This is a genomic window from Ekhidna sp. (assembly GCF_965228795.1).
Classification (GTDB): domain Bacteria; phylum Bacteroidota; class Bacteroidia; order Cytophagales; family Cyclobacteriaceae; genus Ekhidna.
This window is the reverse complement of sequence record NZ_OZ245839.1, coordinates 602,050-613,834: the sequence shown is the minus strand read 5'-3', so window position 1 is coordinate 613,834 and position 11,785 is coordinate 602,050. Positions and strand designations below refer to the sequence as shown.

Genomic DNA, 11,785 nt, shown 5'->3' with positions numbered 1-11,785 from the left:
GCTTTTTGTTTGTATTTTTGCAATCGGATGATAAAATTAAAGACACGCGAAGAAATTGAAATAATGAGGGAGAGCGCCCAGCTCGTTTCCAAAACACTGGGACTAATGGCTGAGAAAATTGAGCCAGGAGTTACTCCTCTCGAATTAGACAAGATAGCTGATGAGTTCATACGTGATCATGGAGGAGTCCCTGCCTTTTTAGGTTTATATGACTATCCAAACTCTATCATCACTTCCGTAAACGAACAAGTAGTACACGGAATTCCAACAGACAGGCCACTGGAAGAAGGGGATATCGTTGGTGTGGATATTGGTGTTTTAAAAAATGACTATTACGGAGATCACGCCTATACATTTGCAGTAGGTGAAATCCCCAATGATGTAAAGCAACTCCTCCGTGTGACAAAGGAATGCCTGGATAAGGGAGTAGAGCAGTTGGTTGCAGGCAATCGAATTGGAGATCTTAGTTTCGCCATCCAGCAACATGCTGAAAACCACGGCTATGGGGTGGTTCGTGAGTTAGTTGGCCATGGGTTAGGAAAGAAAATGCATGAGTCTCCGGAAGTACCAAACTTTGGAAAAAGAGGAAGAGGAAGCAAAATCAAGGAAGGACTTGTGGTTGCAATAGAGCCAATGATAAATATGGGTACACGCAGGGTTATTCAGCTGAATGATGGCTGGACGATAATCACTGCAGATAAAAAGCCTTCAGCACACTTTGAGCATGATGTTGCAGTAGTTGATGGTAAACCGGAAGTTCTATCAACTTTTAAATATGTGGAAGAAGCGTTAGCAAAGAAAAACGCAGTAGTTATTTAGTGCTTTTATTGCTGAAACTAAGTCATACCTTTGCCCTGAATTTTGAAAATGGCAACCCAGGGAAAAAGTACATTTAGTAATTTATTGATGAAATTTCTGGTGTGGAGAATCAGACACATCAGTGACAATAATTTCCTGTTAATTACTGCCGGGTTGATAGGTATCTTTTCAGGGTTAGCTGCGGTCATCCTAAAAAGCACCGTCCACCTCATCATTCACTACCTGGAGCTAAACCTTGATCTCTTTAGCTTTAACTACTTATATCTTGGTTATCCACTCATAGGAATTCTTCTTACGGTTTTTGTTTCCAAATACCTATTTAAAGAAAACCTGGGCCATGGTATTACTCAGATACTGTATTCCATTTCAAAGAACTCAAGTATCATCCGTAAAACAAGGATGTATTCCAGAATGGTTACCAGTGCCATAACTGTAGGATTTGGTGGGTCTGTAGGTTTGGAGGCCCCCATTGTGGTTACAGGTTCTGCCATCGGCTCCAACCTGGCACGTCTCTTTCATTTGGGTTATAAAAACCGAACTGTTCTACTTGGGTGTGGAGCCGCAGGAGCTATCTCCGCCATCTTTAACTCGCCGGTGACAGGAGTAATCTTCGCGATGGAGGTCATACTGGTTGAGGTAAAGATCAGTAGGTTTATTCCGTTACTTATTGCCTCAGTATGTGGTCAACTGGTGGCATTAGTACTTTTAGGTGAGGATATCCTCTTCACTTTTACCCTTACTGAAAACTTTGTGGCAAGTGAAACAGGCTACTACCTCTTACTTGGTGCTGTTTGTGGAATGATCTCCCTTTATTTCACTCGAACGATGTATTTCTTTGAGGGCTCGATCAAAAAATTAAAAAATGATTTTGGAAGGGCTACTGTTGGAGGTATATCATTAGCTCTTATCATATTAACATTTCCTCCGATCTACGGCGAAGGCTATGATACCATCAAAAGCCTTCTTCAGGGAGAATCTGCTGAGGTATTTTACCACAGCTTTTTTTATCAGCTATCTGAAAATAAAGCTTCATTGATCATTTTCTTATTCTTGATATTATTGGTGAAGCCAATAGCGACAGCATTAACGATTGGGGCCGGCGGTAGTGGTGGAATATTCGCACCCTCACTTTTTATGGGTGGTTTGTCCGGCTTTGTATTCAGCTCTACTTCAAATTCTTTACTTGGCACCTCATTGAGCACAAGTAATTTTACGCTTGTGGGAATGTGTGGGGTAATGAGCGGAGTATTGCATGCCCCATTAACGGCTATATTTCTAATTGCTGAAATCACAAGCGGTTATGTACTCTTTGTTCCTTTGATGCTTGTTTCTGCCATTTCTTTTAGTACCATTTCATACTTTGAAAAACACAGCATCTATACAAAAAGCTTAATCGAAACTGGAGACCTAATCCATTATGATAAGGACAGGATTGTGCTTAGTCTCATTGACCTTAAGAAGATCATTGAAAAAGATTTGCTGACAATCCATCCGGAATCCAGCCTTAATGATCTTGTGAAACTGGTCATGAAGAGTAAAAGAAACATATTTCCGGTGGTCGATGAAAACAAAGAATTACAAGGAATTGTCACCCTTGATGACATTCGGGAAATGATGTTTGATGATGAATCAAGAGAGAATGTAATGATCAAAACAATCATGCAAAAACCACCTGCAAGTGTTTCTACTCAAGAAAAAATGCAATCAGTCATGAATAAGTTTGAGGTGACTCAAGCCTGGAATCTACCAGTTATTGATGATGGGAAATACGTTGGGTTTATCTCCAAGTCACGCATTTTTAACGCATATCGTAAGAAATTAATTCGGCAGACTGCCGAATGATTATCAATTGATAAACCACTGATATTCAGTCATTTAAATAGGCTCAATTAGAGTTATCAACAAAATGAATTGTTTTTATTTTCCTCATAAATGCTTGATTATCTGCTCATTAAGTCCTTTTTACCAAAAAATGTGGATAAATTGACTCGATTGTGGATAAGTCTTGAGTGAAATATTTGGATAGCTGAATTCTAAAAAGAATGCAATAAATCATAGGACTAACTCAATTGTATCTCTTAACAAAGGGGAATATATGCTTGGATTCATGGTTTACGTTTTTTTTGCTTTTGATTTCATCAGCCTATCAACTTTTTGATTTAATTAATCTTAGAATTATACAAAACAAATTTCATTTGCTTCCTTAAAAACTTGATTATCGTATTTTCGTATTTGATATGATGAAACAACTAATCGTAGTGTTTTGCATTGCTTTGTCAATGCAGCTATCCGCACAAGAAGTAGAGGTGATAAAGTTTCCTGATCTCCAAAAAAAGATGCTTAATACTGAAACACCTTTAACAGTTTTTAATTTTTGGGCTACCTGGTGTGGTCCTTGCATCAAAGAACTTCCTCACTTTGAAGAAATTGGTGAAGGAAATCCCAATGTTAAGGTTTACCTGGTAAGTATTGATTTTCAGAGTGAATTAGAGCGGGTGAAAAAATTCGTTGCGAAAAAGAATTTGAAATCCAGTGTCTTGTTTTTGGACGAAAAAGATCCAGACAGTTACATGGGTAAAGTCAGCAAAGACTGGTCAGGAGCGATACCTGCTACGTTATTTGTCACAGATCTTGGTAAAACGTATTTCCATGAAAGTGCGTTTACTAAAGAAGAATTAGAGAAAACCATCAAGAAATATTTAAACTAAATAATGTCTAAGACCATGAAAAGAACTTTTATTCTAATTATAGGCATGTTGGCCGTGGTGGCCTTACTATTTATGAATGCCTCAAAACCCATTGCAGGCTATGGAGTAGGCGACTATGCAAAAGATTTCAAGTTGCCCAACGTCGATGGAAAAATGATTTCCATGGCGGATTATCCCAATGCAAAAGGATTTATTGTTGTATTTACATGCAATACATGCCCTTATGCAAAAGCCTATGAATCAAGAATTATTGATTTAGATAAAAAATATGCTGATAAGGGGTTCCCTGTTATTGCTATCAACCCTAACGATGTTTCCCAACAGCCAGGAGACTCAATGGATGAAATGAAAAAAAGAGCTAATAATAAGGGATATACGTTTCCATATGTAAGAGATGATAGTCAGGAAGTGACAAAGGCATTTGGTGCTACGAAAACTCCCCATGTTTACATCCTAAATAAAGAAGCTTCGGATAAATACAAGGTGGAATTTATTGGCGCGATCGATGATAGCCCAAATGACCCTACCGATGTTTCAGAAACGTATGTAGAAGATGCAATCAATGCTATTTTAAATGGCAACAAACCTAAGGTGACTCAGAAAAGAGCCATTGGGTGTACCATTAAATGGAAGAGCTAATAGCTTACAATAAAAAATAAGCCCCATCTGCTAATTGCGGATGGGGCTTTTTTATGATATCAGTTTTGGCTAATGCGCCATCACCTTTTCTTTATGCTTTTTTAGTTGCCTCCTTAGAGCCTCTACAGCTGCATCTGTGCCAGCTTCAAATGAACGTGCCTTCTCTTTAGAGAAGAACTGGTTCTTTGGTCCATTCAACTTAATTTCTACTATCTTATTTTCTTTGGAATCATCTTTCTCTACTCGAAGAAAGACTTCTCCATCGATGATCCGGTCATAGAAAGTCTCCAATTTATCAACTTTCTTTTGAATGAAATCGAGCAGCTTACCGTCTGCGTCGAAATGAATGGAATGCATCTGTAACTTCATGTCTGTCACGTTTAAAAGGTTATACATTAAGCCTTGGGGTGTGCCTGATCAAAGGCAGCCTTCAGCTTCTCTATTGAATTATGGGTATAGACCTGTGTAGCTGCCAGGCTGGTATGACCCAGCAAATCTTTAACAGCATTCAAGTCTGCCCCTTTGTTTAATAAATGAGTTGCAAAAGTGTGCCGCATGACATGCGGACTTTTTTTGCTTAAAGTAGTTACCGCACTTAGGTATGATTTTACTTTGCGGTAAATGAACATCGGGTAAAGTGCTTCACCAGTATCAGTTATTAATAATTTATCCCCGATCACGCCCATATCTTTCTTTAGGTTTTGATAGCTACCTATCAATTGTATTAACGAATTTCCGACCGGGATGATACGTTCTTTGTTTCTTTTTCCTAGTACTCGGATAGTATTTTCATAAAAATTAACATCCGTCTCCTTGAGACCTTGCAATTCAGCCAAACGAATGCCGGTAGAATAAAGAAGCTCCAATAAAAGCTTGTCTCTTAACCCAGCAAAATCATCAGAAAACTCAACTCGATCCAACAGATTTGTTATCTCCTCTTCTTTCACAAAAGAAGGCAAATCCTTCTTGGTTTTTAAAGGCTTAATTTGAGTAGTAGGATTAACATCCAGATACTCCCGTGAAAGTAAAAATTTATAAAAGGATTTAAGTGTGGCGATCTTTCTGTTCACAGATTTTGGAGATAATCCTAAATCCATCAACGAAACGACCCATCCGCGAACTTGCGGATGTTTCACATCGCAAGGGTCACTGATTTCATAATCAGCTAATAAATACTCTGAAAATTGTAAAAGGTCTTTCCTGTATGCCTCAACAGTGTGCTGGCTGTAGCGTTTTTCAAAGGAAAGATATTTTAGGAAGGTCTCCACCATAAGTAGCATCATCCCGAAGCTTCGGGATGTTTACTAACTTATTAAAATCTTAGGTGAAGATGAAGGAGAAAGGACTATTTATTTTCCTCGTCTCGGATTTGTTGGATGTACCTGGCTTTGATGATCTCTTCTCTTCTAGCCACAGAAGGCTTTTTGAAATGGGTTCTTGATCTCAGCTCTCTAAGTACACCTGTCTTTTCGAATTTCTTCTTGAATCTCTTCAGTGCTCTGTCTATTGACTCGTTCTCTTTAACGTTGATTATTAACATTTCAGATTTTTTAATTGGGCCGCAAATATAGCAGCTATTTTATTTCATTACAATTATTGATTCATTAAGGTTCTTGAAATCACAACTTTCTGGATTTCAGAAGTACCTTCCCCTATCGTACATAACTTCGCATCACGATAATATTTCTCAGCGGGATAATCTTTTGTATATCCATAACCTCCAAATATTTGAACGCCATCGTTAGCTACCTCCACGGCAATCTCAGAAGAATAAAGCTTAGCCATAGCAGATTCTCTATTCACATTCTTACCTTGATTTTTTAGTTCAGCAGCCTGATAAGTTAAGAGTTTGGCGGCTTCCACTTTAACGGCCATGTCTGCTAGCTTAAATGAGATACCTTGAAAATTCGAGATGGATTTTCCAAACTGCTCTCTTTCTTGAGAATAAGCAACTGCTGCATCAAGTGCCCCTTCAGCAATTCCACAGCCAAGCGCTGCTATAGAAATTCGACCGCCATCCAACACCTTCAGTGCCTGCACAAAACCATCTCCTACTTCACCAATTAAGTTCTCTGCTGGTATTCTGCAATCCTCAAAAATCATTTCTGAGGTTTCAGATGCTCGCATTCCAAGTTTGTCTTCTTTTCTTCCCTGCTTAAAACCTGGGTTCGTTCTTTCAACTATAAATGCACTCGCATTCCTTGATTTGCCAGGTTCTCCTGTGCGAGCAATAACAACGGCAACTTCACCTGAATTTCCGTGTGTTATAAAATTTTTGGCACCATTAATTACCCACTCATCGCCATCCTTTTCAGCAACAGTCTTCATGTTTCCTGCGTCAGAACCAGTGTTAGGCTCTGTTAGACCCCAGGCTCCAATCCATTCACCGGTAGCTAATTTTGGCAAGTACTTTTTCTTCTGTTCCTCACTGCCGTGCTGTAATATATGTCCTGTACAAAGTGAATTATGTGCAGCCATAGACAGACCGATGGATCCATCTACCTTAGAAAGCTCAATGATGGCTGTTGCATATTCATGGTAACCAAATCCAGCTCCTCCGTATTCTTGCGGAACCAAAACGCCCAACAAGCCAAGCTCACCCATTTTATGAAAAACTTCTTTAGGAAACTCCTGTGTGTCATCCCATTTCATTTTATGAGGCTCAATTTCTTTCGCACAAAAATCGCGCACCATTTGAGCGATCATTTCTTTATTTTCATTTACTTCTTGGGGTGGAGTCAATGTTGTTGTAGACATACCTTTTAACGTTGATTTATTACGGAACGCAAAATTACTAATGTTGTTCGTCTAAAAATAGGATTACTTCACATGATAGAAATTATACAAACATTAGTTTTGCGGCTCATTAAGAAAAATTAATCCCAAATGAAAATAGCTGTAGTAGGAACTGGATACGTAGGATTGGTTACAGGGACTTGTTTTGCAGAAACAGGTAACCATGTAACATGCGTAGATATAGATGAAGAAAAAGTAAAAAAACTTAATAATAAGCAAGTCACTATTTATGAGCCGGGGCTTGAAGCGCTCTTTGAAAGAAACATTAGACAAGGAAGACTAGAGTTTACTACAAGCCTTGAAGAAGGAATAAAAGGAGCTCAAATTATATTTCTCGCTTTGCCTACTCCTCCGGGAGAAGATGGATCTGCTGATTTACAATACGTACTTAAGGTTGCCGAGGATTTAGGCCCAATGCTTGAAGACTTTACTGTTATCGTTGATAAAAGTACTGTACCGGTTGGAACTGCAGAAAAAGTAACCGCCAAAGTAAAGGAAGGCGCTACAGTAGATTTTGAGGTGGTTTCTAATCCTGAGTTTTTACGAGAAGGTGTAGCTGTCGACGACTTTATGAAGCCGGACCGAGTAGTTATTGGTGCTGAGTCAGAAAAATCTATCAAACTTATGGAGCAATTGTACGCCCCATTCGTGCGACAGGGAAATCCAATCATCTTCATGGATGTTAGATCTGCTGAGCTTACAAAGTATGCAGCAAACTCATTTCTTGCTACAAAAATTACATTCATGAATGAAATCGCTAATCTATGCGAACTCATGGGTGCAGATGTAGATAAGGTGAGAAAAGGAATTGGAACGGATACAAGAATTGGAAACAGATTCCTTTTCGCGGGCATTGGATATGGTGGAAGCTGCTTTCCAAAAGATGTGCAAGCGCTAGCAAAATCATCTAAGGAAGTTGATTATGATTTCAAAATCCTTAACTCAGTGATGTCTGTAAATCAAGATCAGAAGCAAAAGCTTGTTGAGCCATTGAAAAATTATTTTGGCGGTGATCTATCGGGTAAGACCATTGCTGTGTGGGGGCTGGCTTTTAAGCCATACACTGACGATATTAGAGAAGCACCTGCATTAGAGAATATAAAAACATTATTGAGTCTGGGTGCTAAAGTAAAATCTTACGACCCTGAAGCAATGGACAATGTCAAAGGGGTTTTCGGAGACGACATTTACTTTGCAGATGATCAATACGATGCTCTTGAGGATGCTGATGCATTAATGATTATGACTGAATGGCCAATTTTCAGAACACCTGAGTTTGAAAAAATGAAGGATGCGCTTAAAAATCATGTAATCTTTGATGGGCGTAATCTTTATGATCTAAGCCAGATGAAAGAGCTAGGTTTTGAATACCATAGCATTGGAAGAAGAATCGTAAAATAATTTTAAACTTCTATTGAAGAAATTAAAGCCCTGCTAGCCGGGGCTTTTTTATTGCATGAGAAAAAGGGTTTTCTAAACTGTGAAGAATAGAATTAGAAGTCATTTTTGTTCATTCAGCGCCCAATTGTAGTCCTGCCAATCAATATCTGCATTCTTCTCTAGCTTAACCGGAGCGTATTGGTTAATGTATTCAATCAAAGTTCCATCTTCAGTAAAGTCTCCACCATACCAATTAAACAGTTTTGATAGTGTCGCTTTCTTAGAGCTTTTAAAACTGTTTTTTTGTGGATTCCCTAAAAACTCTTTAGCAGCTTTGGTTAGCTGTTGATCGAGCTGCTCAGGCGTGTATGCTGTATTTTGCAGCTTAGGACAAGAAACCGCAGCACAAACAAGGGCAAAATGAATTCTTGGCTCATCAAATTCTTTTCGAATGATACCGTGCTCAATATTATTCAAGTCATATTCTTCATCACCTATATTTATGAATTTGATGTCCCATGGGGTATTTACAAATGGAATTTTTATGACTGCTCCAATATCTTTTATGCTCTCAACCGGGTAATGCTCTAAAATCAACTCAAGCGTAAAGGCATTGTATGCGTTTATCCAATATGCTAATTGTTGATCGCGCGTCCAGCTGCTTTGAGGGTGATTTAATTCCAACATTCCTAAATAGGATTTAAGCGCCGGACGATCTTTCTTCAAGCCCTTATAATTGACCATTCCTTCATCATCCACGTACTTTTGTAATAATTCATCAAAGGCCTCATGATTGACACCAGGCTGAGCCTTTATACTTAGAAAGAAAAATATTGAAAGAAAAAAAACCGTGATTTTAAGCATAGTAATTTGATTGACAGACTTAGTTATAGTCGAAACGTAGTTTAAAACTGTTATGGTTCGCCAGATAGTAAATTAAGCAGATATACAGATACAAGATGTACGCCGAAAGACAGTTAATTGGATTTAACAACTCTAACTTAAATGGTTGGTGATGGTAAGTGTCATGTAAGAGCAGGAGGAGATATCTAACTACTACCTTAGAATTTAGAGATTACAGGAGACACTCTGCACGTAAAAACAGAATTAGGAAGACGTTTTCGCAGCTAAGAGAGTAGCCAACTCTTTGCCATACTCTATAAAAGCAAGCGTCTCATCAGTCCGTGCCAGCTTTATTTTATTAAAGATGAGTAGCGCCTCACCATTGCTTTCTAAATGATAGATATGATGATTTTCGAAGAAACGAATGATATCTTTTGTGAAAAATGTCCGAATCTCAGATTCATTATTTCCCATAAGAAGGAATTTCTTTGAAAAATCCGGATATATCTCAAAATCAATGTCTTTGTAACCCGTAAAAGCCATTACACGGTCAAAGAATCTTTCAAATACCCCTTCTTTTTCTAAAGTAAAAACAGGTATTTGTTTGTTCAGTTTTAAGACCATTAGCGTTGTATTGAACGTCTCTGCTGTAAAAGCCTGACCCTCATTGAAAGTTACATCGGATATTTCCCAAGACACATTCAGCTCTTTAAATACTCCTTTGAGAGAGTTAGATTTTCTCTCAATCGGTCTGATTTCAAAAAAGTGAAATTCCTTCAGGTAGGTTGTATTCCAATCTACTTGACTGTTGTATTGGTAATCATTCTTGGTCGCCAGGTTACGCAACCGTTTTTGTCTGTGCGATAGTTTAGCTGAACTGGTCAAGCTAATCTTTAAGGCTCTATTATAAGAAGATGAAGAAACATGCGAATCCAATCCTGTAATAAAGACTTTACCTCCCGATTCCCTTTGCATCTTTAAGTATTCCACGAGGTAATCCATGTAGGTCATGCCAACCAACCTGGTCTCTGACAAATCAATATTGACATCTGCTCCCGAAGGGATTTGAGCTACTAATTTGTCGATCTTTAAGATGCCTAAGAAATTGGCGATTCCTCTAATCTTTAAATCGAAACCGCCATCTGATCGCTGTATCAACTTCGTGCGCGAACGATAAATCATATTAAAAAATTCAGGAATAGACATCCTCGCCAATAACATGTGTGTAACTAGTGCCAATAATAATCCACCAAGTAAACCAATTAATAAATTGGTATAGAGGGTTAAAACCATTGTCCCAATAAAGAAGATTAGTTGCTCCGTCCCTTGATCATAAGCTTGTTTGAAGACCGCAGGTGATGCCAATTTAAATCCGGTATATACAAGTAAAATAGCGAAAGCACATAATGGCACCTGGCTCATGATTGGGCTCAATACCACAATAAAGATTAGCAACAACAGTCCCTGATACAAATTAGACCACTTTGTTTTCGCACCATTATGAATGTTGACCGTACTTCGGATAATCACAGCGATAATTGGCAAGCCTCCGATTAAACCAGCTGCCATTGTACTTAATCCAATTCCTGTCAAATCTTTATTTAAATCCGTCTTTCGCTTATAAGGATCAATTTTGTCTACTGCTTTCGCAATAGCCAGGGACTCAATACTTGTTATAATCAAAATTGAAAAGACGGTCGTCCAAAATTCAACCGTGTCAATTTTGCTAAAATTTGGATGCATGATAGAATCCAGGATAGAATCCGGAATGTCCAGCAACAGTTTCGGCCCTACTTCATATGCCTTACCAAAGAATGAAAGCGTTTGTTGTTCAAAGAAATTGAAAGCATAGGCAAAAGGAATGGAAAGCGCTATGACCCACATCGGAGCAGGCAAAAAGTGAAAAAAACGGTTACTGATTTTGGAATGAAACAGCAATATAAGTAGGCCAACAAGCGAAATAATTACCACGAATGGGTTCGCTTCAGGTAAGAGTACTACTGCATCAATTAGGTTTTGTATTATGCTTGGACTATCCGATTGCGTGCCCATGGCAACATGGATCTGTTTTGCGAATATGATGATCCCGATTGCTGCTAAAATGCCGTGAATGACGGAAGAATGGAAGATCTCCGCCAAGCGACCCAATTTCAACAATCCCAATACCGCTTGAATGGCCCCTGATACAACCACTGCTGCCAATATATAGTTAAAGGCCTGTCCTGTACCATCGTCCATCAATGCTATACCCAATAGTATAACACCAATGACGCCTTTTGCCGGTCCATTTACGGAAACATGACCACCTCGATAAAAGGTTGTTACCAAGCCGCCAACAACCGCTGAAATGATACCTGCCATGGCAGGCGCTCCTGCGGCCAAAGCAATACCCAATGAAAGGGGTAAAGCAATTAGTGCAACACTAACAGCGGCAATTAAATCACTCTGCCAATTCTCAATTAATCCCTGAAAGCCTTTTTTAGGTACAGTTTCCATTTACTCATTAATCGGATGGATTGTAAAATAATAACCGATTCACATAAAGTAGTGAATATTCATAACTATTGAGAAGAACGGCTAATAAATCAGAAGAATGAATA

Annotated in this window: 11 protein-coding genes; 5 read left to right on the top strand and 6 right to left on the bottom strand. The window is 38.6% G+C overall.

Going from position 1 to position 11,785, the window contains the following annotated elements; all coding sequences use genetic code 11:
• Positions 1 to 27 precede the first annotated feature (27 nt).
• The 4 genes from map to ACQK2H_RS02725 all read left to right on the top strand — a co-directional run bounded on the left by map (position 28) and on the right by ACQK2H_RS02725 (position 4,166).
• On the top strand, positions 28 to 819 hold the full coding sequence (gene map / locus ACQK2H_RS02740) for a type I methionyl aminopeptidase (RefSeq protein WP_425389944.1): 792 nt from the start codon (positions 28 to 30) through the stop codon (positions 817 to 819).
• Between the two features lie 87 nt (positions 820 to 906).
• Positions 907 to 2,661 (top strand): chloride channel protein, encoded by a 1,755-nt coding sequence (locus ACQK2H_RS02735; protein WP_425389943.1) that lies wholly within the window; start codon positions 907 to 909, stop codon positions 2,659 to 2,661.
• A gap of 398 nt (positions 2,662 to 3,059) precedes the next feature.
• On the top strand, positions 3,060 to 3,527 hold the full coding sequence (locus ACQK2H_RS02730; RefSeq protein WP_425389942.1) for a TlpA family protein disulfide reductase: 468 nt from the start codon (positions 3,060 to 3,062) through the stop codon (positions 3,525 to 3,527).
• 15 nt (positions 3,528 to 3,542) lie between these two features.
• Entirely contained in the window at positions 3,543 to 4,166 is a 624-nt protein-coding gene (locus ACQK2H_RS02725) for a thioredoxin family protein (protein ID WP_425389941.1), read from the top strand.
• A gap of 69 nt (positions 4,167 to 4,235) precedes the next feature.
• Here ACQK2H_RS02725 and hpf read toward each other — a convergent pair whose 3' ends face one another.
• The 4 genes from hpf to ACQK2H_RS02705 form a co-directional block, all read right to left on the bottom strand.
• Positions 4,236 to 4,535, bottom strand: coding sequence for a ribosome hibernation-promoting factor, HPF/YfiA family (hpf, locus tag ACQK2H_RS02720; RefSeq protein ID WP_425389940.1), 300 nt, complete (start codon positions 4,533 to 4,535; stop codon positions 4,236 to 4,238).
• A 26-nt stretch (positions 4,536 to 4,561) separates the two neighbouring features.
• A complete protein-coding gene (locus ACQK2H_RS02715; protein WP_425389939.1) occupies positions 4,562 to 5,449 on the bottom strand; it encodes a tyrosine-type recombinase/integrase in 888 nt (295 codons plus the stop codon).
• Positions 5,450 to 5,511: 62 nt separating this feature from the next.
• Positions 5,512 to 5,706 carry a 30S ribosomal protein S21 gene (rpsU, locus tag ACQK2H_RS02710; RefSeq protein ID WP_348283332.1) on the bottom strand — a complete coding sequence of 65 codons (195 nt, stop codon included), beginning with the start codon at positions 5,704 to 5,706 and terminating at the stop codon, positions 5,512 to 5,514.
• Between the two features lie 53 nt (positions 5,707 to 5,759).
• Complete coding sequence (locus ACQK2H_RS02705; RefSeq protein ID WP_425389938.1) at positions 5,760 to 6,923, bottom strand: acyl-CoA dehydrogenase; 1,164 nt, start codon at positions 6,921 to 6,923, stop codon at positions 5,760 to 5,762.
• 129 nt (positions 6,924 to 7,052) lie between these two features.
• Between ACQK2H_RS02705 and ACQK2H_RS02700 the strand changes: the two genes are divergently transcribed.
• The gene (locus ACQK2H_RS02700) at positions 7,053 to 8,363 is read left to right on the top strand and encodes a UDP-glucose dehydrogenase family protein (protein WP_425389937.1); all 1,311 of its coding nucleotides are present in this window, start codon (positions 7,053 to 7,055) and stop codon (positions 8,361 to 8,363) included.
• 99 nt (positions 8,364 to 8,462) lie between these two features.
• Here the strand turns inward: ACQK2H_RS02700 and ACQK2H_RS02695 are convergent, their stop codons facing one another.
• Positions 8,463 to 9,206, bottom strand: a complete 744-nt coding sequence (locus tag ACQK2H_RS02695; protein WP_425389936.1) for a DUF547 domain-containing protein — start codon at positions 9,204 to 9,206, stop codon at positions 8,463 to 8,465.
• 243 nt (positions 9,207 to 9,449) lie between these two features.
• On the bottom strand, positions 9,450 to 11,681 hold the full coding sequence (locus tag ACQK2H_RS02690) for a SulP family inorganic anion transporter (RefSeq protein ID WP_425389935.1): 2,232 nt from the start codon (positions 11,679 to 11,681) through the stop codon (positions 9,450 to 9,452).
• Between the last annotated feature and the right edge of the window lie 104 nt (positions 11,682 to 11,785).